Here is a 23,686-nt window from a genome sequence, read left to right as displayed (position 1 = left end):
CTTCCGTGGGAGTGCGCGACGCAGGCCGGGCCCGTAGAGTGCTGGCATGTTGGGAGTCCTCAGCCATACCCGCGTCCTCCGTCTGGCCGGCCTGTTTACCTGGGTCATGGTCGGCCTGCCACTGGCGTACTCGCAGTTCGAGAACCTGCACAGCCGCAGCGATATGGGCAGCTGGGCGATCCTGCTGTTCGTCGCCTACCTGTCCTTCGGCGCCGCGTACTACTGGCTGACCCGCCTCCTGCGCAGCGACAGCGACAGTCACACCACCTGGCTGGACCGCGGCCTGCTGCTGCTGCTGACGGTTTCGGCGCTGGGCGTCAGCTACCTCAGTGGTTCCGGCCTTGGCAGCATCCTGATGATGGTGGCTGCCGGCGTCATTCCCTGGATGCTGTCGGCGCGCCTGTGCGTGCTGTGGCTGCTGGTCAGCCAGCTGGCGGTGGCCCCGGTCTATTACATGCTGCTGCACTTCCCGCTGTTCGAAGCCGTGATGCAATCGCTGCTGTATGGCGGCTTTTCCATGTTCATCTTCGTGACCAGCCTTGTCGCGCGACAGCAGACCCAGGCCCGCGACGAGCAGCGAAGGCTCAATTCGGAGCTGCGCGCCACCCGCGCCCTGCTGGCCGAAAGCGCCCGGGTCAATGAGCGAACCCGCATTTCGCGTGAGCTGCACGATCTTCTGGGGCATCAGCTGACTGCGCTGACCCTGAACCTGGAAGTGGCCGGCCACCTGGCCGAGGGCCAGGCGCTGGACCATGTGAAGCGCTCGCACGCCCTGGCCAAGCTGTTGCTGGGCAACGTGCGCGAGGTGGTCAGCCAGCTGCGTGAGACCGGCGCCATCGATCTGGCCGCGGCACTGCGCCCGCTGACCGAGAATGTGCCTTCGCTGGACATCCAGCTGGACATCGAGGATCCGCTGAACGTGGAGGACCCGCAGAGGGCCCACGTGCTGCTGCGCTGCACCCAGGAGATCATCACCAACGCGGTGCGCCACGCCGGCGCCCGCCACCTGTGGATCAAGGTGTACCGTGAAGCCCCCGACCGGGTGGTGGTGGAGGCCCGCGACGACGGTGTCGGCGCGGATATGGTCAATGTGGGCAATGGCTTGCGCGGCATGCGCGAGCGCCTGCAACAATGTGGTGGCCAGCTGCAGGTCGAAACCCGGCCCGGTGAAGGCTTCCGGTTGCGGGCGACGGTGCCGGCAACGGTGCTGGTGGCCGCCCTTACCAAGGTTCCTGAAGGAGTGCGTTGATGATTCGCGTCTGCCTGGTCGACGACCAAACCCTGGTGCGGCAGGGAATCCGCTCCCTGCTGGCGCTCGACGACGGTATCGAGGTGGTGGCCGAGGCCGGCGATGGCCGGCAGGCGGTCGAGCTGATACCGCAGGTGCGTCCCGACGTGGTGCTGATGGACATGCGCATGCCGGTGATGTCCGGGCTGGAGGCGCTGCAGGTGCTGTCGCGCCAGGAGCAGCTGCCGCCGACCATCATCCTCACCACCTTCGACGACGACCAGCTGGTGCTGGCCGGGCTCAAGGCCGGTGCCAAGGGCTACCTGCTCAAGGACGTGACCCTGGCGCAGCTGGTCGGTGCCATCCGCACCGTGGCCGAAGGCGGTTCGCTGGTGCAGCCGGCCGTGACCCAGCGCCTGCTGTCCGGCCTGGAGCACATGCGCAACGAGTTCGTCAGCCTGGACCGGCCGGACCCGTTGACCGACCGCGAGACCGAGATCCTGCGCCTGATGGCCAGTGGCTTCTCCAACAAGGAGATCGCCAATTCGCTGGGTGTGGCCGAAGGCACCATCAAGAACCACGTGTCCAACATCCTGTCCAAGCTGGGCGTGCGCGACCGTACGCGTGCCGTACTGAAGGCGTTCGAGCTTCAGCTGGTCTGAGGAAAACCTTTTCAGGACAATGACTTGAGGCCCAGGCATGGCCCTCGGGTGGGGTTGCCCCCTACTTCACGGGTATCGGTATGCGGTACCCTTCGAATTCTTTGTCCATACAAATACGCAGCCGGCAGGGAAACCGGTGCGCCAATCCCGATAAACAATGCCCGCGAAGCCTGCTAGGATTGGCGCTTCGCTTCAATCAACCCGGCCGTGGGATCGGCCCCGGAGACTCTCTGAATGACCCGTATTATCGAGTTCCTGATCGCCTTGGGGATCGTGGCTGGCCTGTTCGTCATCATTGGCGTATGTCTGCCGGGCGAGCGTCACATCACCGAAAGCATCGAGACCAACCGCAAGATGACGATCGTGTACGACACGGTCAGCAGCCTGCGCCGCTTCAAGGACTGGAACCCGCTGGTACTGCGCGATCCCGCCGTTGAACTGAAGCTGTCCGGCCCGGCCTCCGGCGTCGGTGCCACTCTCGACTTCACCTCCAAGGACCTGGGCACCGGTTCCTGGAAGATCACCGAAGCCGAAGAGAACAAGCGTGTTGCGATCGCCATCGATGACGCCACCAAGGGTCACGACAAGATCACCACCTTCACGCTGGAGCCGACCGGCAAGGGTGGCCGCAACGTCAAGATCACCCAGGACTACTCGGTGAAGTACGGCTTTGACCTGTTCGGCCGTTATGCAGGCCTGTATGTCAGCCGCCAGATCGGCGACGACATCAAGATGGGTCTGTCGCGCATGGCCAACATGCTGGCCACCGTCCCGAACGTGGACTACCGCACCCCGGAAGCCCCGCTGACCGATCTGGGCATCGTCGACGTGCCGGCTGAAGACCTGCTGGTCGTCAACGCCGGTAACGTGGACCGTGGTCAGGACACGATCACCAAGTCCATCAAGGACAACCAGGAGTGGATCAAGCGCGTGATGGAGGCCAATGGCCTTGAAGCCGCCGGTCCGTTCCGCATCATCACCACCGACTTCGGTCAGGAAAAGTACGCCTTCGACATCGCCCAGCCGGTGAAGAAGAAGGGTGCTGAAGGTGCCACCGCTGAAGAGCTGACCGTCAAGATCGACGGTGGCGCTCCGGTCAAGTACGTGCATGTGGCTCCGCACCGTTCGGCGCATGCCGCCTACACCGGCCACATGGCGGGTCTGGACGTGGCCCGCAACGGTCTGCGTGCCTGGGCCGTGACTTCCGGCAACGAAGTGATCGACCGTCCGTACGAAACCTGGAAGGACGGCATCGACAAGTCGTTCACCCCGGAAGGTACCTACGACATCTACTGGGCCGTCAAGTAAGCTTCGGCTGACCCATGTAGTGTTGGACACGAAAACGCGCCGCTCATTGCGGCGCGTTTTTTTTCATCTGGCGCCCGGCAAGGGCGCTGCGCAAGGAGCCCACATGTTCAATCTCGAACGTCGCGCACGTAAGCCTTCGCTGCTGGCCTGCCTGGGTGCGCTGCTGGCCGCCGCCTCGATCGGCCTGTCGGCCTACGCCTCGCACGGTGTGGCCGACCCGCTGGCGCAGCAGCATCTGAACATGGCGGCGCTGTATGCGTTCGCGCATGGTGCGGTACTGGTGGCGCTCGGACCGCGCGCGCAGGGAGCGATCGCGCACCTGGCGCTGTACGTGCTGCTGCTGGGTGTGCTGCTGTTTTCCGGCAGCCTGGTGGGCGGCGCGTTGTGGCAGTGGCCGACGCGGATGGCACCGATTGGGGGCACCAGCATGATGGCCGGATGGGTGTTGCTGGGGATCAATGCGTTGAGGCGGTGACGGCAGCGGAGATCGGCCAAGCACGACACCGCTGCGCCGTCAGCTTCTGTAGAGCCGAGCCATGCTCGGCTTCGAGCGAAGCGACCCGCTTTTGTCTTTGCTCTCTTGTTCCATCCTGCGGCCATGCACTGATTGCCCCAGGCTTTCGCCACGAGGGGCTCAGCCGTTGGCCGGCTTCCAGCACCAGTGCCACGGTTCGTAGACGATTCCGTGCGGGTTGTCGCGGGGGTAGCTCAGATGGAAGCCGTGTTCACCGGCATGGGCCTGCAGCCACGCGAACGCGTCGGTGGCTTCGAACGATTCTTCGGCCGGCGCGTCGCCCGGCGTGCCGATGTCCAGCGCGTGGCCGCTGTGGTGTTCGCTGAACCCCGGTGCGGCATTCACCTTCAGGATCTCTGCCACGCTCAAGCCGCGCGCCAGCTTCCGTTCGAAGATGCCCAGCTGGTAGGCATGGCTGCGGAAGCCGGAGATCGCGTCCAGCGCAATTCCGTCCTGTGCCGCGTGCAGTTGCATCCGCCGCCAGCCCTGCGCGGCGCCACGGCGCAGCCACAATGGGCGGGCGAAGCGGTCGCGACCGGCGAAGTGCAGCAGGCACGGTTCGGATTCCAGCGGCAAGCCGCTGCCGTCCGCGTAGCGCTGTGCATCCAGGCCAAGCTGCTGCAGGCGCTGCTGCAACCCGGCCAGTGGCAGCCATTGTTCTTCCAGCCCGGCGGCGAAGGGCCGCGCTGCCGCGGCATCCAGCAGCGCCAGTGCTTCCTCGACCCCGGGCTCGCGTGGCAGGCGCGGCACCATGGCGTGCACACCCTGCGCCAGTACCGCCGCCAGGTAGCGGCCATCGCGCTTGCGCCGCAGCACCCAGTGCGCCTGCGACAGCAGGCGTGCATCCAGGTTGCGGCGTGCACGCAGCAGGTGGGCGGGCCACAGCTCGATGGCCTCGGTATTGATCAGCAGGGGGGCGCGTCGTTGCATCGCCGCAGCTTACTGCCGTGGCGCCGACGCGGCCACCTTGCGCAGTGCATCGAGTAGGGCCTGCGGCCGGTCCACGCTGAGCAGCAGCGTGCTGCCATCACTGACCGGCAGGGCGAGGACGCGCGCACGGTCGGTGACCAGGGCGAAGCCCTTGCCGCCGCCCTGCAGGCGGAAGTGGCCCGAGTAGAAGCCTGGCATTGAATAGCCATTGGTTTTGACACGGATGCCGTAGCGGCGGTCACGCTGCAGGTCGACCACCTCGGCCTGGTCCAGCCGCAGCTGCGCCACCGGCACGCGCCGCCGATACATCGTCGAGCGCACGTCCAGCACGTTGCCGGCCAGCGCCACGCGGCGGCGGAAGAATGCGGCTCCCAGCCCGACAGCGAGTACAGCGATGACGATCAGGCTCCATGCCGCACTGCCGCCCATCCGGAACCAGGGCGGCGACAGCGTCACTTCGATCCAGGGGGCGCCTGCCGGTGCCTTGTACAGCTGTGCGTACAGGCAGGCCACGAAGGCAGCCAGCAGCGGCAGCACGATCCAGAGCACGCGCAGCGGCGAGCTCTCGGCCACGTCAAAGGGTTTGGGGTCGCTGCCGCCCATGGTTCAGGCCTCCTTCTTGAACACCAGCATCGCCGGGCGCATCGGGGCCGGGATGATGACGTTGACCAGTTCCCAGCCAAGCTGGCCCTGGCGGGTCAGTTCACTCTGGATGTCCTCGGCCCTCAGGGTGCCCATCATCGTGGTCTTCACTTCGATGGTCTGGTAACTCCAGCGCGTGCTCATTCCTTGTCCTCCGGCGATGGCGTGGGTTTCGGCAGGCGTCCTGCCCTGCGCAGGGCGTCGCGCAGCACGTATTCGATCTGCGCGTTGAGGCTGCGCAGCTCGTCGTCGGCCCAGCGCTGCGCCGCGGCCAGGACCTCGGCGTTGATGCGCAGCGGATAGGCTTTCTTCTCACTCATGGGGGCTCCTGGCGGGGCGGTGGGGCGCCCCGTTGCGAGTGTGGCTCAATACAGCGAACCGGCATTGACGATCGGCTGGGTGCCGCGGTCCGAGCACAGCACGGTCAGCAGGTTGCTGACCATGTGCGCCTTGCGCTCCTCGTCCAGTTCAACCACGCCGTTCTTCTGCAGTTCGGCCAGGGCCATCTCGACCATGCCCACTGCACCGGCCACGATGCGCGTGCGTGCGGCGATCACCGCGTTGGCCTGCTGGCGCTGCAGCATGGCCTGGGCAATTTCAGCGGCGTAGGCCAGGTGGCTGATGCGCGCGTCGATCACTTGCACACCCGCATCGGCCAGGCGCTCGGCCAGCTCGTTCTTCAGGTGCTGGGAGATCTCGCTGGCGTGGCTTCGCAGGGCCAGCTGGCCGTCCTCGTGCTGGTCGTAGGGATAGCTGGTGGCCATCGCACGCAGCGCGGATTCGGACTGGATGTGCACGAAGCTCTCGTAGTCGTCCACGTTGTAGACCGCTTCGGAGGCGTCGACCACCTGCCAGACGATCACTGCGGCGATCTCGATCGGGCTGCCGTCCAGCTCGTTGACCTTCAGCTTGCCGCTCTCGAAGTTGCGCACGCGCTGGCTGACCCGGCGCTTGGCGTAGAAGGGGTTGTTCCAGCGCAGGCCGTTGTCCTTGACGGTACCGACGTACTTGCCGAACAGGCTCAGCACGGCCGCCTGGTTGGGCTGGATGGTGTACAGGCCGGCCAGGATGAAGACCGCGGCAGCGACCACCAGCACGCCGGCCAGCATCAGCAGCAGGTTGGGCGAGCCGGTGCTGGACTTGGCCGCCACCCCCAGCACGAACAGCGCGCCGCCGGCCAGCGCGGCCAGCAGGGATCCGGCCAGGGTGCCGAGGCCGTTGAGGGAGGCAAGCGACTTCTCTTTCATGGCGGTACGTCCTTGAGGGTTCAAGGTGAAGATATCAAAGTGATATCACTTGTCGACTACCGTTCGTCGGATGCCATGGCCCGGGTGCCCGGCCAGCTAGAATGCCCACCCGCCTTCACATCGCTGCTGGAACCGCCATGGCCAAGCTTGGAACTCCGTTGTCTCCCTCCGCCACCCGCGTGCTGCTGCTGGGCTCGGGCGAACTCGGCAAGGAGGTGGCCATCGAGCTGCAGCGGCTGGGTGTGGAGGTGATCGCCGCTGACCGTTACGCCGACGCCCCGGCGATGCAGGTCGCGCACCGCTCGCATGTGATCGACATGCTGGACGCGATGGCCCTGCGCGCGCTGATCGCCCAGGAGCAGCCGCACCTGGTAGTGCCGGAGATCGAGGCCATCCACACCGAAACCCTGGTCCAGCTGGAACAGGAGCAGGGCCTGCGGGTGATCCCGACCGCGCGTGCTGCACGCCTGACCATGGACCGCGAGGGCATCCGCCGCCTGGCCGCCGAAACCCTGGGCCTGCCGACCTCGCCGTACCGCTTCGTCGATACCGAGGCCGAGTACCGTGCTGCCGTGGCCGCCATCGGCCTGCCGTGCGTGGTCAAGCCGGTGATGTCGTCCTCGGGCAAGGGCCAGAGCACCCTGCGCAGCGAGGCGGACATCGCCCCGGCGTGGGACTACGCGCAGACCGGTGGCCGCGCCGGTGCGGGCCGCTGCATCGTCGAAGGTTTCATCGATTTCGATTACGAGATCACCCTGCTGACCGTGCGCCACGCCGGCGGCACCTCGTTCTGCGCACCGATCGGCCACCTGCAGAAGGACGGCGACTATCGCGAAAGCTGGCAGCCGCAGCCGATGTCGAGCGCGGCACTGGCGCGCGCGGAAGAAATCTCGCGCGCGATCACCGACGACCTCGGTGGCTGGGGCCTGTTCGGTGTCGAGCTGTTCGTGAAGGGTGATGAGGTGTGGTTCAGCGAAGTGTCGCCGCGCCCGCACGACACCGGCCTGGTGACGCTGGTATCGCAGGAGTTGAGCGAGTTCGCGCTGCATGCGCGCGCCATCCTCGGCCTGCCGATCCCGGTGATCCGCCAGAGCGGCCCGTCGGCGTCGTGCGCGCTGTTGGCACACGGCGAGGGCGTGCCGTACTTCAACAACGTCGCCGCCGCCCTGCAGGTGCCGGACACCGCCGTGCGCCTGTTCGGCAAGCCGAGCGTGCACGGTCATCGCCGCGTGGGCGTGACCCTGGCGCGCGCTGAAACGATCGACGAAGCACGCGCCATCGCGCGTGATGCCGCCGACGCCATCGGCGTCGAACTGCGCCCGTAAGAAAGGAGCGACGACCAACGGTCGTCGCCTACCGAAACCCGGTGGGTACCGACCGTTGGTCGGTACAGATTTCTGTGCAGTCGACTAACAGTCGACTCTACCGCACGTCCACCCACACCAGGTGGTGGTCGCTGCCGTCGGCGATCTTCGCTTCCGGGCTTTCATTGGCCGGCCAGAAGATGCCGCTGCCCACGTATTCGAAACCGGTCGAGGGCAGTACGTAGTCCAGGCGCATGGTGCCGGACTTCGGGCCGAAGTCGCCGGTGGCGTGGAACGGTGCGCCCTTGCGCTCGATGCCCTTGGCCGCATAGGCCAGGCTGGTCTGCTCACCGCCGACGCTGCGCGGGGTGGGGTAGCGCAGCACGCGGGCGTTCTCGATCAGCTCGACGATCGCCTCATGGCGGCCATCGCCGTCGACCGGGTCGTTGTTGAGGTCGCCCAGGATCACGAAGCGTGCGTCCTGCGCCAGGCCACCGCACTGGCCCTTGTCGTCACACAGCCACGGCTTGTCACCCTTGGAAAGGTACTCCTGCCACAGGCGCAGCTCGTCGTGGTTGCGCGCCGCGTTGCGCTTCTCCGGGCCGTCGAACACCGGCGGGGTCGGGTGCGAGACCAGCGCATGCACCACGCCGGCCGGGGTCTTCACCGGCACGTCCCAATGCGACTTCGACGACAGGCGCAGCTGCGACCACACCTGGTCGTTGTAGAAGCTCTGGCCGGTACGCGGATCGACCGGGCGGATGGCACCCGGCATCGCGCTCCACTTCAGTAGCTGGAAGCTGCGCACCCTGGCTTCGTCGATCGGGTAGCGCGACAGCACCAGCATGCCGTACTGGCCCGGGTGCAGGCCGTAGCCCCAGGCATCGTTGCCGCGGCTGCGGCCTTCGCCACCGACCACGCCGTTGTTGTCCAGGTCCAGGCCGCTGGGCACGCCGGTGTTGACCGGTGCCAGATAGCGGTAGGCGAAGTGCAGCGGTTTGCCGCCACCGGGCTGGGCGACCTCCAGGTAGCGCTTCTGGAACAGGTCGGCGGCGCGATGGGCGTCGTCGAAATCGAATTCGTTCAGCAGCACCAGATCCGGGCGCACCTGCTGCAGTACCGCGGCGATCTTGCGTGCGTGCTCGCTGTCGCCTTCCAGCTCCTTGATCAGGCCACCGGCGTCATCGGAGTACAGCGAGGTGTTGTAGGTGGCCAGGCGCAGCGCAGCGGACGGCTTTTCGGTCATCGCAGGGGACGTGGCGAAGGCAGGGGCGGTGGCGCCGCAGAGCAGGGCCAGGGCGAGGATCAGGGGATGGCGGCGGGTCATGTTCATGGGCCGTATTGTGCACCCGGCCCGGTGTCAGCGGTTTGTCAACGCCCGTCCAGATCCTTGTCGAAATCGTGCCAGCGGCGGCCATCGTAGGCTTCCAGCGGATGGAAGCGGCGCTTGTAGTCCATCTTCTGGTGGCCGCGGATCCAGTAGCCCAGATACACGTGCGGCAGGCCCTCGCGGCGCGCCCACTCGATCTGCTGCAGGATCGCGAAGGTGCCCAGCCCGCGCGCGGCGTGGTCCGGGTCGAAGAAGGTGTAGACCGCCGACAGGCCGTGCTCGGTGACGTCGGTCACCGCTACCCCCAACAGCTGGCTGGGCTGGCCGTCGTGGCCGGGCAGGCGCATCTCCATGAAGCGGGTGTGCGACCAGCTGCCGATCAGGAACTGCTCGAACTCGTGCGGGCCATGGTCGTCCATGCCGCCGTTGGCGTGGCGGTGGGTGAGATAACGGTGGTACAGCGCGAACAGGTCGTCACGGGCGGTGGCGGCGGTGATCCGCACCTCCAGGTCGTCATTGCGGGCGGCACAACGGCGCTGGCTGCGGTCCGGAGCGAAGCGCGCCACCGGGATCCGCACCGCCACGCAGGCCTGGCAGTGCGCGCAGTGCGGCCGGTAGACCAGGTCGCCGCTGCGGCGGAAGCCCCAGCTCAGTGCCAGCGGATAGAGGGCGCCGAGGCGGCGGTCGTTCGGGTCCAGCACCAGGTCGCGTGCCACCCGGTCCGACCAGTACCCGCAGGGGTGCTCGCCGGTCTGGAAAAGTCGCAGTTCGTCGTCTCTGTCGCCATGCATCGCCATGGGCACAGCATAGCCCCAGGTTGTCGCAGTGGCGGCGACTGTCCGCCGGATGAATGGCACCGGCAGCGGCGTCAACCGATGTCGCGCCCGGGCGTTGTTGTCCCCCGAGGGTGAAGTGATCACCCCGACGCTGTTCCCATCCCCAGGAGTGACCTCATGATCCGTACCCCCCTGCTGCTGGCCCTGCTGCTCGGCACCTCCGCTTCCGGTATCGCGCTCGCTGCCGACACCCCGGCCACGCCCGCGCAGCGTCCGGCCAAACTGGACACCAACGGCGACGGCGTCATCGACCGCGGCGAAGCCGCTGCCAACCCGCGCCTGGCCGCGAAGTTCGACGAGCTGGACAAGAACAAGGACGGCAAGCTCTCGCGCGATGAGCTGCCGCGCTGGAAGCATGGCCGCCGTGGCCACGGCGGTGAGCGTTGGGCCAAGCTGGACGTCAACAAGGACGGCCGCATCAGCCGCGAGGAAGCCAGGGCCGATCCGCGCCTGGCCGCGCGCTTCGACCAGCTCGATCTGAACAAGGACGGCTATCTGGACAAGGCCGACCGCGAGCTGCGCATGAAGCAGCATCGTGATGCCTGGTTCGCTGCCGCCGACACCAACAAGGACGGCCAGCTGAGCAAGGCCGAGTTCGACGCCGCCAAGGGCCCGATGCACGGTGGCCCGCGCCATGGCGGTCCGCGCGACGGTGGCGCACCGGCGCCGCAGCGCTGAGGGTCGACGCAGTGAATGACGACAACGCCGGCAGACTGCCGGCGTTGTCCGTTATACGTTTCCGCTGCGCATCAGCGCATACACCACCAGGGCGATCACGAAGACGTTCGCGCCGATGATGCCGGTGCGCCCGTAGACAGATTCGTATTGCCAGTTGGTTCCGCTGCGGCCGCGCCGCGCCGAATCACGCGCGATCATGGGGGCCATCACGCGCTGCAGCGGCACCAGGCACTGGTAGTTCACCGTACCCAGGCCGATGACGAGAATGGCAAGTTGCAGCCACAGCGGCACCTGCAGCATCAGCGAAACCAACAGGCTGGTGCAGACGACCATCGCAGTGAACGTATTGAGGTGCACGAACCGTCGCACGGCCGCCCGTTCCTGCGGGGTGTCTGCGAAGCGCAGCAGGAAGCGGCCCCCCAGATAGCTGCCGATGATGCCACCGACGACGCCCCCGGCAACGGCGGCCCAGTTGCTGGCGGGTATCAGGTGCAGCTGGCTGGCGGCGGCCGTCAGTGAACCCATGGCTGCGCCGCCTGCGGCACTGACGCCGCCCAGGCCCAGCTTGCTGCCGCCCACGCCGACGCCGGTGCTGAGCAGGATCGCGGCACTGGCGGTGCCGGGTGCGGCCACCAGGACCATCGACACCACGGCGGTGGCGAATGCAGCGCTCGGCGCGCTGCTGCGTGCGAACTCACCGAAGCGCTGCAGCAGGCCGTCGCGCACCAGGGTGCGGGCGCGCGACAGGCGCTTGCGCACCGCCGCGTCGCTGAGACCGAGCAGGTCGGCCACCTGCTGCGAGCGCTGGCCTTCGCGGTAGTACAGCAACAGCACTTCGCGGCTGTCGGCGGGTAGGGTGGAGATGATGTCCTCGGCGGCGATTTCTTCCTCCACCCGCTGCAGGCGATCGGCGGCGCCCGGCGACGGATCTGCGGCCATCCCCATCGCCACCTCGGCCGCCTCGCCGGTCAGTGGACGGCCACGCTGGGCGCGCAGCCAGTCGCGGGCCAGGTTGCGGGTTATCTGCCGCAGCCACGGCAGGAAGCTGGTCGCGCTGCGCAGCTGGTGCAGCTGCTGCCAGCCCTTCACAAAGGCTTCCTGGGCAATGTCCTCGCTGGCCTGGCGGTCGCGGGTGATGGCCAGCGCGATGGCGGTGACCGTGTTCTGGCAGGCCAGCACGATGCGGCCGTAGGCGTGCTGGCAACCGCTGGCGGCAGCGGGCAGTTCGCGTTCCAAGGTCTGGTCGATCGATGCGGCGAACGTCGTCATGGCGGCGGCTCTCCTGCTGGGATTGTGTCCCATGACGTAGCTGCGCGCCCAATGTGACCGCAGATGCTGATGCATCTGCGGTCCGCGCATTCCACCTCATCCCCGCGCCGTTGGCGCGCCCCCTTGAACAACAAGGGGGCTCCAATCCTGACGGGTTACGGTGAAGTCGCGACCCTGCTGCCAGGCCGCTGTGCTCGCCGGGCATGGCCCGGCGCTACCGCCTCTTACTTGGAGGGCTGGATACGGACCCGGATTTCTTCCTCTTCCGGCGCGGCCTGAGGGGCCGGTTGCGCCTGCTGCGGCTGGGCCTGCGGGGCAGGGGCCGGTGCGGCAGGTGCCGGGGCGCCGCGATGGCGCAGGCCGATCACCAGCGCCACGCCGGCGATCACCACCAGCAGGGCGATGCGGATGCGCCAGGCCCAGCCGCGGCCGCTGCCGCTCGTATCGGCGGTGTCGCGGAAGGCGAACTCGGCGGTTGGGTGGTCGCGGCGGGTGGTGTCGAGCAGGCGGGCCTCGCGCAGGATTTCGCGTGCGCGCGGCTGATCGTCGGCGCGCACGATCCAGACTGCCGGGTAGGCGTTGGCGTTGCCCAGGTCGGTATAGCTGAACTGACCGCGGCGGCGGGTCTTGTACGAGCGCCCGTTGGTCACCTTGACGTCGATGCCGTGCTCGCGCAGCAGGTCGGCTACGCCTTCGACGGTTTCCACGCGCTGGCTGCTGAAGATCTGGCGCATCGGTTTACTCCTTGGCCGGCACGGCGGCGGCCGCGGCCTGGTCGGGAACCACGCGGATCAGGCCCTCCTGCGCGGTACTGGCCACCAGCACGCCGTTGCGGGTGAAGAACTGGCCGCGGGCCAGGCCGCGCGAATCCTGCGCGCTGGGGCTGTCCAGGGAGTACAGCAGCCAGTCGTCGGCGCGGAACGGGCGATGGAACCAGATCGCGTGGTCGAGCGAGGCCATCTGCACGTGCGGGTGGTAATAGCTGATGCCGTGCGGGAAGGTTGCCGTTCCCAGCAGGTGGAAATCGGAGGCATAGGCCAGCAGCGCCTGGTGCAGTTCCGGGGCGTCGCCGACCGGCTCGCTCAGGCGCAGCCACACCTGGTGGTAGGGAGGGCGCTTGGGCGGGTTCAGTTCGTCACGCGGGTAGACATGGCGGAACTCGAACGGGCCGCCGCGCGACAGCCAGCGCTGCACCTTGATCGGCAGCCGCTCCAGCACTTCGGCCGGCAGCGGACGGTTCGGTTCGATGTCTTCCGGCTGCGGCACTTCGGGCATCTTGTGCTGGTGCTCGGCGCCGGTCTCGGCCTGCTGGAACGAGGCCGCGCAGAAGAAGATCACCTTGCCGTGCTGGATCGCAGTGACCCGGCGTACCGAGAAGCTGCCGCCGTCGCGGGTGCGGTCCACGTCGTAGACGATCGGGTGGTCGATGTTGCCGGCGCGCAGGAAGTAGGCGTGCAGTGAGTGCACGTGGCGGCCGTTGTCGACCGTGGCCTGGGCCGCGGCCAGCGCCTGGCCCAGCACCTGCCCGCCGAACACGTACTTGGTGCCGATGTCGCGGCTCTGCCCGCGGAACAGGTTGTCCTCCAGCCGCTCCAGGGTGAGCAGGTCGATCAGCTCGGAGACGACGGGTTCGGGCGTGTCGTTCAAGGGGGCGGCCACGGCAGTGAAAGAGGGCCTGATTATACCGGTCAGGGGTCAGTTCCCTTTCGCCCGGCGAAAGGGATCTGACCCCGGGCGAGGCAACCGCTATTTGCCGAGGCGGGCCACGAGCGCCTGCAGGGCGTTCTGTGCGTCCGGCGCAAACCAGGCCTCGACGAAGCGGTCGAGCTGGATCAGGTCCGGCTGCAGCGCCACGTGCAGGTCCGCGCGGGCGATGGCGCGGGTCAGCAGCATCGGCTGGCGCGGCTGCTTGAGCAGGTTCTGCAGCCAGGCCACGGCACGCGCGACCACCAGGTCACCTTCGGCCAGTTCGTCGACCAGGCCGATCTGCAGCGCCTGTTCGGCCGGCACCAGCGAACCGGTGGTCAGCAGGACACCGGCGCGGTGCACGCCCACCGCACGGCGCAGCAGGCGCTGGATGCCCTCCGGTGCGATCAGGCCGACCTGCACTTCGTTCAGGCCGATGGCATATGGTCGCGACGGATCGGCGCTGCGCGCCATGACGCGGTAGTCGCAGCACAGGGCCAGCACGCAGCCACCCGCCGGGGCGTGGCCGGTGATCGCCGCGACCACCGGAATGCGGCTCTCGGCCAGCGTGCGCACGGCGCCAAAGAAGGCGTTCCAGGTGTCCAGCAACTTATGCTTGTCATCGCCGTGCGAGAGCAGGTGCGGCACGTCCATGCCGCCGGTGAAGATGCGCTCGCTGCCCGACAGCACGATGCCGTGCGCGTCTTCGGCCATGGCCAGCTCGATGGCATGGATCAACTGCCGGCACAGTTCGGTGTCCAGTGCGTTGACCGGCGGCCGCGCCAGGCGCAGTTCGCGGATGGGGCCATGGTTGATCACCTCGATGAGCGTCGTCATGCTGCGGTCTCGTTGCGAAGAAGGAACCTGGACGATGATAACCAAACCATGCGTTGGCGTACTGTTGGTTCTGTGTGCGGCCGCAGCATCGGTTTCGGCGGCGGAACCGGCCTGCGTCACGGTGGAGCAGGGCTGGGCGCGGTTGCCACCGAATCCGGCGATGCCGATGACCGCCGGCTACGGCGTGATCCACAACGGCTGCAGCAAGGCGATGGTGATCACCGGCGCAAGCAGTGCGGTGTTTGGCGATGTGTCGCTGCACGAAACCACCATCGTCGATGGGGTCAGCCGGATGCGCGCGATCGAGCGCCTGCCATTGGCACCGGGCGCGCGTGCCGAGCTCAAGCCCGGTGGCCTGCACCTGATGCTGATGCAGGGCAAGGGCCCGTTGAAGGAAGGCCAGGCGCTGCCGCTGCGGCTGCAGCTGGAAGGCGGTGGCGAAGCGAGTGCGGCGCTGACCGTGCGCAAGGCTGCGCCGTAGCGGGATGGTAGTGCCGGCCGCTGGCCGGCAGCACAGGAAATGCCGGCCAGCAGCCGGCACTACTGCGGGAGCTTACGTCCAGTCGTACGAGAACAGCACCGTGCGGCTTTCCGGCTCGTACAGCATTACGATCGCATCGGCACCGGTGGCGCACCAGTTGTAGCCGGCCACGTCGGCAACGGCGAAGAACGTGTTGCCATTGCGGGTGATGATCACCGTTTCAGCATCGTCCGCAGCGTTGGGGTCATCGGCAGCGTCGGTGAAGCCCAGTTCGAATGCCGCGGGAATCTCCGCGGTCTCGGTCCAGTTGCCGAAGCCTATCGGTCCCCCCAGCGTATCCAGGTAATCGCGCTCGCTGGCCTCACCGTTGCCGTAGCGCGAGTAGCAGGCGAGACGGCCGTGCGCGGCATGGTAGTCGCGGGCCTTGGCGTAGCTCTCGCGCATCTGTGCGATGTGTTCCTGCGCGTGCTTGTCCTGCACTGCGTCGCCGATGAAATAGCCCTCGTTGCCGAGAAAGCGCATCTCGTTGCCGGCGGTCAATTCGAAGGCGATCCAGTTGGTGCCGGTGAAATCGTTGTGGTGTTCTTCGGTGGTCTCGCCGATGCAGCCGTCATACGGATCGATCGGGCACAGCATCGTTGCCACCTGGCCGGCCAGTTCCGGGCGCAGCACGCCCAGGTCGATCTTCAGCAGCGGCAGCAGATGCTGGGCGAGCCACGCCTGGTCAGCGGGGAAGACGTCGGTGGGGAAGGGGACCATGCCGGGCAGCAGGTCGCTCAGTTCAGTCTGGTGGATCATGTCAATCCTTTGAATTGCAACGGTAGCGCCGGGCCATGCCCGGCGGACCAGACGCCGACCAAGGTCGGCATCTACCAGAAGCGGATCAGCTCGACGCGCTGCGGATCGCCTCCGGCAGCGGTGCGCTCCTGCCGGTCTGCGTATCCATCCAGACCACCACCACGTTACCGTCGGAATACAGCTTCGAATCGTCCTGCTGGTCGACGATGCGGTGGCCGATGGTCACGCTGCTGTTGCCCAGGCGCTCGACGAACAGCTCGACCAGGATGTCGTTGGGCCACACGATCGGCAGCCGGTAGTTGACGTTGGTCGCGGCCACCACCGGTGCGATGCGGTCGGTCATCGACACGCCTTCAACGCCCAGCATCCAGCGCACGCGGGCTTCTTCCAGATAGGAAATGTACTTGGCGTTGTTGACGTGGCCCATGCTGTCCATGTCGCGCCACCGCACGCTGATCGGGATGCGGGCCAGGATCTTGTGTTCGCTGCTCATCAGGCGTCCTTCTTCTTGCGGGTCGTCGCGGTCTTGCTGGTCTTGCCGGTGCTCTTGGCAGCCACCGCCTTCTTCGCCGGCTTCTCAGGCTTCACCTTGCGTGGCGGACGGGCGTCGGGCTTGTTGGCCACCGCAGCCGGTTGCTCCGGGCGCGCGCTGGTGGAGGGCAGCATGCGGGCCAGGAACTGGCCGGTGTACGACTGCGGGCAGGCCGCCACGTCCTCCGGCGTGCCGGTGACCAGGATGGTGCCACCGCGATGGCCGCCTTCCGGTCCCAGATCCACAATCCAGTCGGCGGTCTTGATCACGTCCAGGTTGTGCTCGATCACCACCACCGTGTTGCCTTCGTCGCGCAGCTTGTGCAGCACGCCCAACAGCGCTTCGATGTCGTGGAAGTGCAGGCCGGTGGTCGGCTCGTCGAGGATGTACAGGGTGCGGCCTGTATCGCGGCGTGACAGTTCCTTGGACAGCTTCACGCGCTGCGCTTCACCACCGGACAATGTGGTCGCGCTCTGGCCCAGCTTGATGTAGCTCAGGCCGACGTCGACCAGCGTTTCCAGCTTGCGCGCGATCGACGGCACCGGCTCGAACAGCTTCAGCGCATCCTCGACGGTCATTTCCAGCACGTCGTTGATGTTGAAGCCCTTGTACAGGATCTCCAGCGTCTCGCGGTTGTAGCGCTTGCCATGGCAGACATCGCACGGCACGTACACGTCCGGCAGGAAGTGCATTTCGACCTTGATCAGGCCATCACCCTGGCAGGCTTCGCAGCGGCCGCCGCGCACGTTGAAGCTGAAGCGGCCCGGCGAATAGCCACGCGCACGCGCTTCGGGCACCTGTGCGAACAGTTCGCGCAGGGGAGTGAACAGGCCGGTGTAGGTGGCCGGGTTCGAACGCGGGGTGCGGCCGATCGGCGACTGGTCGATGTCCACCACCTTGTCGAACAGGTCCAGGCCATCGATCTCCTTGTAGGGAGCGATCGGATGCGAGGCGCCGTTGATCTCGTTGGCGGCCAGCGAGAACAGGGTGTCGTTGATCAGGGTCGACTTGCCCGAGCCGGACACGCCGGTCACGCAGGTCAGCAGCCCCGACGGAATCGCCAGGTCCACGCCCTTCAGGTTGTTGCCGGTCGCCCCGCGCAGATGCAGGGTCATTTTCGGGTTCGGGGTGTGCCGGCGCGCCGGGATCTCGATCGCGCGCTTGCCCGAAAGGTACTGGCCGGTCAGCGAGCGTGGTGCCTCCAGGATGTCCTGCAGGGTGCCCTGGCCGACGATCTCGCCGCCGTGCACGCCCGCGCCCGGGCCGATGTCCAGCACATAGTCGGCCAGCCGGATCGCATCCTCGTCATGCTCGACCACGATCACCGTGTTGCCCAGGTCACGCAGGCGGGTGAGGGTGCCGAGCAGGCGTTCGTTGTCGCGCTGGTGCAGGCCGATCGACGGCTCGTCGAGCACGTACATCACGCCGACCAGGCCGGCGCCGATCTGGCTGGCCAGGCGGATGCGCTGCGCCTCGCCTCCGGACAAGGTGTCGGCCTTGCGCTCCAGGGTCAGGTAATCCAGGCCGACATCGACCAGGAAGCCGAGGCGTTCGCCGATCTCCTTGACGATCTTCGCGGCGATCTCGCCGCGCCAGCCCGGCAGGCTCAGTTCGCTGAAGAACTTCAGTGCCTCGTCGATCGGCAGCACCACCAGCTCCGGTAGCGGACGATCGGCCACGAACACGTTGCGTGCCGCCTTGTTCAGGCGCGCGCCGTTGCATTCCGGGCACGGCTGTTCGCTGATGTACTTGGACAGCTCCTCGCGCACCGCCGGCGATTCGGTTTCCTTGTAGCGGCGTTCGAGGTTGGGAATGATGCCCTCGAAGCGATGCTTGCGCTGGGTGCGGCCACCGGCTTCGGTGAAGTAGGTGAAGGTGATCGTTTCGTCGCCGCTGCCGTACAGCACGGCCTGCTGGATCTTGGCCGACAGCGAGTTCCACGCGGCGTCCACGTCGAACTTGTAGTGCTTGGCCAGCGAGGCGATCAGCTGGAAGTAGTAGGCGTTGCGACGGTCCCAGCCACGCACCGCGCCAGCGGCCAGCGACAGCTCCGGGTGCACGACCACGCGCGAAGGGTCGAAGAACTCGGCGATGCCCAGGCCATCGCAGCCGGGACAGGCACCCATCGGTGCGTTGAATGAGAACAGACGCGGTTCCAGCTCCGGCAGCGAGTAGTCGCAGACCGGGCAGGAGTACTTGGAGGAGAACAGTGCCGGCGTGGCGTCGGCGGTGTCCAGGCTCTGCACCGAGGCCATGCCATCGCCGAGCTTCAGCGCGGTCTCGAAGCTCTCGGCCAGCCGCTGCTTGATGTCCTCGCGCGGGCGGAAGCGGTCGATCACCGCCTCGATGGTGTGCTTCTGGCGCAGCGCCAGCGGCGGCACCGCATCGATTTCATGCAGCTCGCCGTCCACGCGCACACGCACGAAGCCCTGCGCGCGCAGCTGGTCGAACACCTGGGCGTGTTCGCCCTTGCGGTCGCGGATGACCGGGGCCAGCAGCATGTAGCGCTGTTCCGGGTCCAGGGTCAGTACCTGATCGACCATCTGGCTGACCGTCTGCGCTTCCAGCGGATAGCCGTGGTCCGGGCAGCGCGGAGTGCCGACGCGGGCGTACAGCAGGCGCAGGTAGTCGTAGATCTCGGTGATGGTGCCGACCGTCGAACGCGGGTTGTGCGAGGTCGACTTCTGCTCGATCGAGATGGCCGGAGACAGGCCTTCGATGTGGTCCAGGTCCGGCTTTTCCATCACGCTCAGGAACTGGCGCGCATAGGCCGACAGCGATTCGACGTAGCGGCGCTGGCCTTCTGCATAGATGGTGTCGAACGCCAGCGAGGACTTGCCCGAACCGGACAGGCCGGTGATCACGATCAGCTTGTCGCGGGGCAGGTCGAGGTCGAGGTTCTTCAGATTGTGCGTCCGCGCGCCGCGGATGCGGATGAAATCCATCGCCATGGGGGATCCGGTTGTGGGGGCGTTGGCTGGGTGCCGGGCCAGCAGGGAACGGCAATCGGTCAGCCTACCGAGGTGACCAGATGGGGGCAATGGGCGACAATGCCAGCCCGATGTCTCACCTAATGAGACAGGCCGACAGCTTTGTGTAGAGCCGGACCATGCCCGGCTGCCTGGGCCCCGGACCGTTCAGCCTGGCATGGCTCGACCCTACAGGGCCGGCCCCCGGGCTGCGCAGGGGTTGACTTGACCCGCGCCCGCTGATCTGCGTACAATTCCGCTCCTGTCCGCCCTCGATGGCGGCAGCTCAGACCACAATAACTACAGAGGAAGGCCTGGTCATGTACGCAGTACTGGTCACCGGCGGTAAGCAATACCGCGTGGCGCAGGGCGAAAAGCTCCGCATTGAAAAGCTCGAAGTCGAAGTCGGCAGCGAGATCAAGTTTGACAACATCCTGATGCTGGGTGACAGCGACGGCGTGAAGCTGGGCGATGCGCTGAAGGGCGCTGCCGTCACCGCCAAGGTCCTGTCCCAGGGTCGTGCTGACAAGGTCCGGATCATCAAGTTCCGTCGCCGCAAGCACCACATGAAGCGTCAGGGTCACCGTCAGTACTACACCGAAATCGAGATCACCGGCATCGCCGGCTAAGCATCAGGAGAAGCAGTCATGGCACATAAAAAGGGCGTAGGCTCCTCGCGCAACGGTCGCGACTCCAACCCGAAGTACCTGGGCGTCAAGATCTTCGGCGGCCAGGCCATCGAAGCCGGCAACATCATCGTGCGTCAGCGCGGCACCCAGTTCCACCCGGGTTCGGGCGTTGGCCTGGGCCGTGACCACACCCTGTTCGCCCTCGTGGACGGCAAGGTGGAGTTCTCGGTCAAGGGCGCCAAGAAGCGTCGTACCGTCAGCATCGTCTCGGCCGACGCCTGATCCAGGCATCGCCGGCACCCATGCCCCGGCATGGCTGTGCTGGATGAAGAGCACGTTGCATGGAGAGCCCCGCTTCGGCGGGGCTTTTCGTTAGAGTGAACGCAAGACCGGCCATGCCGGGTTGTCGGCCCGCGGCCGGCATGACATTCAAGGCGACGGCAGTCAGGCCGCGCCCATCGCAGGCATCGAAACAATGAAACTGGTAGACGAAGCAGAAATCGAAGTGTTCGCCGGCAACGGCGGCAACGGCTGCATTGGCTTCCGTCGCGAGAAGTTCATTCCGCTCGGCGGCCCGGACGGCGGCGACGGCGGTGCGGGCGGCAGCGTGTACATCCGCGCCGACGAAAACCTGAACACCCTGGTCGACTTCCGCCATGAGCGCATCTTCAAGGCGCAGCGCGGCGAGAACGGCATGGGCCGCCAGGCCTATGGCAAGGGCGGCGAAGACCTGACCATCACCGTGCCGGTCGGCACCGTGGTGATCAACGTTGCCACCGATGAAGTCATCGGCGACCTGACCCAGCACGGCGACCGCCTGCTGGTGGCCAAGGGTGGCCGTGGTGGCCTGGGCAACATGCATTTCAAGAGTTCGACCAACCGCTCGCCGCGCCAGGCGCTGCCGGGCGAGCCGGGCGAAGAGCGCACGCTGAAGCTGGAGTTGAAGCTGCTGGCCGATGTCGGCCTGCTGGGCTTCCCCAACGCGGGCAAGAGCACGCTGATCCGTGCCGTTTCGGCGGCAACGCCGAAGGTGGCCGATTACCCGTTCACCACGCTGTACCCGAACCTGGGTGTGGTGAAGGTGGAGAACCACCGCAGCTTCGTGATTGCCGATATTCCGGGCCTGATCGAAGGCGCGGCGGATGGTGCCGGCCTGGGCGCGCAGTTCCTGCGCCACCTGCAGCGCACCCGCCTGCTGCTGCACCTGGTGGACATCTCGCCGATGGAAGGTGGGGTGGAAGGCATTTCCCCGGTCGAGCAGGTGCGTGCGATCGAGCGCGAACTGGAAAAGCACGATCCGGAGCTGCTGCAGAAGCCGCGCTGGCTGGTGCTGAACAAGGCTGACCTGATGTTCGAAGACGAAGCGAAGGCCGCGGCCGAGCAGATCGTCGCCGAGCTGGGCTGGAAGGAGCCGTGGTTCCTGGTCTCGGCGCTGGGCCGCGAAGGCACCTTCCCGATCATGAGCCGGATCATGGCGTTCTTCGATCGCCAGAAGGAAGACGAGCTGGAAGCCCGCAACGCGCAGTGATGCCGTTGTGGTTCCGTGCAAAAACCCGGCTTCGGCCGGGTTTTTTGTTGGGACTGCTTTTGCTGTAGAGCCGAGCCATGCTCGGCTTTCCGCGCAGACGGCAGCCGAGCGTGGGCTCGACTCTACATAAGCTGGATCGCAGGCAACAAAAAACCCGGCCGAGGCCGGGCTTTTGTCTGCAGCCCAAACCCCGAAGGGCAGGGCGGCAACGCCGGATCAGGCGGCCTTGAGGGCCTTGATGCGGTCGTTCAGGCGGCTCTTATGGCGGGCAGCCTTGTTCTTGTGGATCAGGCCACGCGCGCTGAAGCGATCCAGGATCGGCTGGGCAACGGCGAAGGCGGCTTCGGCGCCGGCGGCATCGTTGGCGTCCAGCGCCTTGATCACTTTCTTGACAGCGGTGCGCAGCATCGAGCGCTGAGCCACGTTGCGCGCGTTGCGCACGACGGTCTGCTTGGCGCGCTTCTTGGCGGACTTGATATTGGCCACGGTGGTGGTTTCCTGAAAAAATCGGTGTTATGGGAACAGCAAGCTAGCTAGTATGATGGCCCGAGAAATGCACGTCAAGTCGATTGTCAAGAGGGACGCTGAGTGAGTTCACCGAAGATGTTGCGAGGCCTGCTGTCGTTCAGCAGCATGACCATGGTCTCGCGGGTGCTCGGACTTGTCCGGGACCAGGTGATCACCACCACGTTCGGCACCAATGCGGTCACCGATGCGTTCTGGGTTGCCTTCAGGGTACCCAATTTCCTGCGGCGTTTGTTCGCCGAAGGCTCGTTCGCCACCGCTTTCGTGCCGGTGTTCACGGAAGTGAAGGAAACCCGCAGCCACGCCGAACTGCGTGAGTTGATGGCCCGCACCGCCGGTACCCTAGGGGGGGTGCTGATGCTGGTCACCGCCGTGGCGCTGATCTTCGCACCGCAGCTGGCCTCGGTCTTCTCAAGCGGCGTTGATACCGACCCGGTGAAGCAGGGCCTGCTGATCGACCTGTTCCGCCTGACCTTCCCGTTCCTGTTGTTCGTCTCGCTCACCGCGCTGGCCGGCGGCGCGCTGAACAGCTTCCAGCGCTTCGCCATGCCGGCGCTCACCCCGGTCATCCTCAACCTGTGCATGATCGCCGGTGCGCTGTGGCTGGCCCCGCGGCTGGGCGGCACTCCAGAGAAGCAGATCCTGGCACTGGGCTGGGCGGTACTGGCCGCCGGTATCCTGCAGCTGCTGTTCCAGCTGCCCTCGCTGAAGGGCATCAACCTGCTGACCCTGCCGCGCTGGGGCTGGAGCCACCCGGGCGTGCGCAAGGTGATGACGCTGATGGTGCCGACCCTGTTCGGCTCGTCGGTGGCGCAGATCAACTTGCTGCTGGACACCGTCATCGCGGCCAAGCTGACCGATGGCTCGCAGTCCTGGCTGTCGCTGGCCGACCGCTTCCTGGAGCTGCCGCTGGGCGTGTTCGGCGTGGCGCTGGGCACGGTGATCCTGCCGGCGCTGGCCCGCCACCACGTGAGTACTGACCGCGAGGGCTTCTCGCGCTCGCTGGACTGGGGCCTGCGCATGACCCTGCTGATCTCGGTGCCGGCCATGCTGGGCCTGCTGCTGCTGGCCGAGCCGCTGATCGCAACCATCTTCCAGCACGGCCAGTTCAGCGCCTTCGATACCCGCATGACCGCGCTGTCGGTGTACGGCCTGAGCTTCGGCCTGCCGGCGTTCGCCCTGTTGAAAGTGGTGCTGCCGGCGTTCTACGCCCGCCAGGACACCAAGACTCCGGTACGCGCCGGTGTGGCCGCGCTGGTGGCCAACATGGTGTTCAACTTCGCGCTGCTGGCCGTGCTGTACCAGGTGATGGTGCCCGATGAGCTGAAAGCGCAGGGCGTAATGGCGGCCATCGGCAAGCAGCCGGGCCTGCACCTGGCGCTGGGCATTGCCAGCGCACTGTCCAGTTACCTGAACCTCGGCCTGTTGTGGTACTGGCTGGGCAAGACCGACGTCTACCAGCGCCGGCCGGGCTGGGGCGGCTATCTGCTGCGCCTGCTGCTGGCCTGTGCGGCCATGGTTGGTGTGCTGCTGGCCCTGTTGCACTGGCTGCCAGCGTTCTCCGCGATGGGTGTCTGGGAGCGGATCGGCAGCCTGTCGCTGCTGGTCGGCGGTGGCGGTGCGACCTACGCGGTGGCCATGCTGGCGATGGGCTTCCGCCCGCGCGACCTGCGTGGGCATTGATCGCGGCCCGTGGCGGCTATACTTCAGGGTTACACCATTGAAACGGCGGCCCCGGTCGGGCCGGAACGAG

General features: G+C 66.7%; 26 protein-coding genes. 11 read left to right on the top strand and 15 right to left on the bottom strand.

Annotation, left to right across the window (positions count from 1 at the left end; all coding sequences use genetic code 11):
- The first annotated feature begins 46 nt into the window (after positions 1-46).
- The 4 genes from RI032_RS03300 to RI032_RS03285 all read left to right on the top strand — a co-directional run bounded on the left by RI032_RS03300 (position 47) and on the right by RI032_RS03285 (position 3,673).
- Positions 47-1,249, top strand: a complete 1,203-nt coding sequence (locus RI032_RS03300) for a sensor histidine kinase (protein ID WP_043396763.1) — start codon at positions 47-49, stop codon at positions 1,247-1,249.
- The gene (locus tag RI032_RS03295; RefSeq protein WP_005408537.1) at positions 1,249-1,890 is read left to right on the top strand and encodes a response regulator; all 642 of its coding nucleotides are present in this window, start codon (positions 1,249-1,251) and stop codon (positions 1,888-1,890) included. Before RI032_RS03300 ends, RI032_RS03295 begins: the two co-directional genes overlap by 1 nt.
- Before the next feature lie 234 nt (positions 1,891-2,124).
- Positions 2,125-3,198 carry a polyketide cyclase gene (locus RI032_RS03290; RefSeq protein ID WP_021203110.1) on the top strand — a complete coding sequence of 358 codons (1,074 nt, stop codon included), beginning with the start codon at positions 2,125-2,127 and terminating at the stop codon, positions 3,196-3,198.
- Positions 3,199-3,301: 103 nt separating this feature from the next.
- Positions 3,302-3,673: a DUF423 domain-containing protein gene (locus tag RI032_RS03285; protein ID WP_010483366.1), complete on the top strand. Its 372-nt coding sequence runs from the start codon at positions 3,302-3,304 to the stop codon at positions 3,671-3,673.
- Between the two features lie 159 nt (positions 3,674-3,832).
- Here RI032_RS03285 and RI032_RS03280 read toward each other — a convergent pair whose 3' ends face one another.
- The 5 genes from RI032_RS03280 to RI032_RS03260 are packed head-to-tail and all read right to left on the bottom strand — an operon-like array spanning position 3,833 to position 6,531.
- Entirely contained in the window at positions 3,833-4,642 is an 810-nt protein-coding gene (locus RI032_RS03280; RefSeq protein ID WP_071305662.1) for a M15 family metallopeptidase, read from the bottom strand.
- A 9-nt stretch (positions 4,643-4,651) separates the two neighbouring features.
- The gene (locus RI032_RS03275) at positions 4,652-5,245 is read right to left on the bottom strand and encodes a PH domain-containing protein (RefSeq protein WP_071305663.1); all 594 of its coding nucleotides are present in this window, start codon (positions 5,243-5,245) and stop codon (positions 4,652-4,654) included.
- Between the two features lie 3 nt (positions 5,246-5,248).
- Positions 5,249-5,428, bottom strand: coding sequence for a DUF4177 domain-containing protein (locus RI032_RS03270; protein ID WP_322547843.1), 180 nt, complete (start codon positions 5,426-5,428; stop codon positions 5,249-5,251).
- A complete protein-coding gene (locus RI032_RS03265) occupies positions 5,425-5,604 on the bottom strand; it encodes a type II toxin-antitoxin system antitoxin (RefSeq protein ID WP_010483358.1) in 180 nt (59 codons plus the stop codon). Before RI032_RS03265 ends, RI032_RS03270 begins: the two co-directional genes overlap by 4 nt.
- A gap of 45 nt (positions 5,605-5,649) precedes the next feature.
- A complete protein-coding gene (locus tag RI032_RS03260) occupies positions 5,650-6,531 on the bottom strand; it encodes an SPFH domain-containing protein (RefSeq protein WP_134958509.1) in 882 nt (293 codons plus the stop codon).
- Positions 6,532-6,668: 137 nt separating this feature from the next.
- Between RI032_RS03260 and purT the strand changes: the two genes are divergently transcribed.
- Entirely contained in the window at positions 6,669-7,856 is a 1,188-nt protein-coding gene (purT, locus tag RI032_RS03255; RefSeq protein WP_014646362.1) for a formate-dependent phosphoribosylglycinamide formyltransferase, read from the top strand.
- 97 nt (positions 7,857-7,953) lie between these two features.
- On the opposite strand, the gene RI032_RS03250 is transcribed toward purT, so the two are convergent.
- Both RI032_RS03250 and RI032_RS03245 read right to left on the bottom strand, forming a co-directional pair.
- The gene (locus RI032_RS03250; RefSeq protein WP_322547842.1) at positions 7,954-9,168 is read right to left on the bottom strand and encodes an endonuclease/exonuclease/phosphatase family protein; all 1,215 of its coding nucleotides are present in this window, start codon (positions 9,166-9,168) and stop codon (positions 7,954-7,956) included.
- 38 nt (positions 9,169-9,206) lie between these two features.
- On the bottom strand, positions 9,207-9,962 hold the full coding sequence (locus RI032_RS03245) for an arginyltransferase (RefSeq protein WP_322547841.1): 756 nt from the start codon (positions 9,960-9,962) through the stop codon (positions 9,207-9,209).
- 156 nt (positions 9,963-10,118) lie between these two features.
- Here RI032_RS03245 and RI032_RS03240 point away from each other — a divergent pair, with 156 nt between their 5' ends.
- Positions 10,119-10,679 (top strand): EF-hand domain-containing protein, encoded by a 561-nt coding sequence (locus RI032_RS03240; RefSeq protein ID WP_322547840.1) that lies wholly within the window; start codon positions 10,119-10,121, stop codon positions 10,677-10,679.
- A 51-nt stretch (positions 10,680-10,730) separates the two neighbouring features.
- Here the strand turns inward: RI032_RS03240 and RI032_RS03235 are convergent, their stop codons facing one another.
- The 4 genes from RI032_RS03235 to RI032_RS03220 form a co-directional block, all read right to left on the bottom strand.
- Positions 10,731-11,948 (bottom strand): RNA polymerase sigma factor, encoded by a 1,218-nt coding sequence (locus tag RI032_RS03235; protein ID WP_043396739.1) that lies wholly within the window; start codon positions 11,946-11,948, stop codon positions 10,731-10,733.
- 224 nt (positions 11,949-12,172) lie between these two features.
- Complete coding sequence (locus RI032_RS03230; RefSeq protein WP_322547839.1) at positions 12,173-12,682, bottom strand: pathogenicity-like protein; 510 nt, start codon at positions 12,680-12,682, stop codon at positions 12,173-12,175.
- Between the two features lie 4 nt (positions 12,683-12,686).
- Complete coding sequence (gene tesB / locus RI032_RS03225) at positions 12,687-13,607, bottom strand: acyl-CoA thioesterase II (protein ID WP_005408551.1); 921 nt, start codon at positions 13,605-13,607, stop codon at positions 12,687-12,689.
- Positions 13,608-13,694: 87 nt separating this feature from the next.
- On the bottom strand, positions 13,695-14,471 hold the full coding sequence (locus tag RI032_RS03220) for an enoyl-CoA hydratase/isomerase family protein (protein ID WP_010483336.1): 777 nt from the start codon (positions 14,469-14,471) through the stop codon (positions 13,695-13,697).
- 34 nt (positions 14,472-14,505) lie between these two features.
- On the opposite strand from RI032_RS03220, the gene RI032_RS03215 reads away from it, so the two are divergent.
- Positions 14,506-14,952, top strand: coding sequence for a copper chaperone PCu(A)C (locus RI032_RS03215; RefSeq protein WP_322547838.1), 447 nt, complete (start codon positions 14,506-14,508; stop codon positions 14,950-14,952).
- Positions 14,953-15,024: 72 nt separating this feature from the next.
- On the opposite strand, the gene RI032_RS03210 is transcribed toward RI032_RS03215, so the two are convergent.
- The 3 genes from RI032_RS03210 to uvrA form a co-directional block, all read right to left on the bottom strand.
- Complete coding sequence (locus RI032_RS03210; RefSeq protein WP_322547837.1) at positions 15,025-15,750, bottom strand: enolase; 726 nt, start codon at positions 15,748-15,750, stop codon at positions 15,025-15,027.
- 85 nt (positions 15,751-15,835) lie between these two features.
- Positions 15,836-16,243 carry an acyl-CoA thioesterase gene (locus RI032_RS03205; RefSeq protein WP_010483330.1) on the bottom strand — a complete coding sequence of 136 codons (408 nt, stop codon included), beginning with the start codon at positions 16,241-16,243 and terminating at the stop codon, positions 15,836-15,838.
- On the bottom strand, positions 16,243-19,233 hold the full coding sequence (gene uvrA, locus RI032_RS03200) for an excinuclease ABC subunit UvrA (RefSeq protein ID WP_043396729.1): 2,991 nt from the start codon (positions 19,231-19,233) through the stop codon (positions 16,243-16,245). The genes RI032_RS03205 and uvrA overlap by 1 nt, the downstream gene beginning before the upstream one ends.
- Positions 19,234-19,571: 338 nt before the next feature.
- Between uvrA and rplU the strand changes: the two genes are divergently transcribed.
- The 3 genes from rplU to cgtA all read left to right on the top strand — a co-directional run bounded on the left by rplU (position 19,572) and on the right by cgtA (position 21,408).
- Positions 19,572-19,880 carry a 50S ribosomal protein L21 gene (rplU, locus tag RI032_RS03195; protein WP_005408557.1) on the top strand — a complete coding sequence of 103 codons (309 nt, stop codon included), beginning with the start codon at positions 19,572-19,574 and terminating at the stop codon, positions 19,878-19,880.
- A gap of 18 nt (positions 19,881-19,898) precedes the next feature.
- A complete protein-coding gene (gene rpmA, locus RI032_RS03190) occupies positions 19,899-20,162 on the top strand; it encodes a 50S ribosomal protein L27 (RefSeq protein WP_005415704.1) in 264 nt (87 codons plus the stop codon).
- A 193-nt stretch (positions 20,163-20,355) separates the two neighbouring features.
- On the top strand, positions 20,356-21,408 hold the full coding sequence (gene cgtA / locus RI032_RS03185; protein ID WP_134958411.1) for an Obg family GTPase CgtA: 1,053 nt from the start codon (positions 20,356-20,358) through the stop codon (positions 21,406-21,408).
- Positions 21,409-21,624: 216 nt separating this feature from the next.
- Here cgtA and rpsT read toward each other — a convergent pair whose 3' ends face one another.
- Positions 21,625-21,894 carry a 30S ribosomal protein S20 gene (rpsT, locus tag RI032_RS03180; protein ID WP_005408560.1) on the bottom strand — a complete coding sequence of 90 codons (270 nt, stop codon included), beginning with the start codon at positions 21,892-21,894 and terminating at the stop codon, positions 21,625-21,627.
- Between the two features lie 117 nt (positions 21,895-22,011).
- Here rpsT and murJ point away from each other — a divergent pair, with 117 nt between their 5' ends.
- Positions 22,012-23,616, top strand: coding sequence for a murein biosynthesis integral membrane protein MurJ (gene murJ, locus RI032_RS03175; protein ID WP_029379866.1), 1,605 nt, complete (start codon positions 22,012-22,014; stop codon positions 23,614-23,616).
- Positions 23,617-23,686 lie beyond the last annotated feature (70 nt).

This window comes from Stenotrophomonas geniculata (assembly GCF_034508895.1).
Classification (GTDB): domain Bacteria; phylum Pseudomonadota; class Gammaproteobacteria; order Xanthomonadales; family Xanthomonadaceae; genus Stenotrophomonas; species Stenotrophomonas geniculata.
The sequence above is the reverse complement of the archived record's forward strand: the minus strand, read 5'-3'. Positions and strand labels throughout refer to the sequence as shown.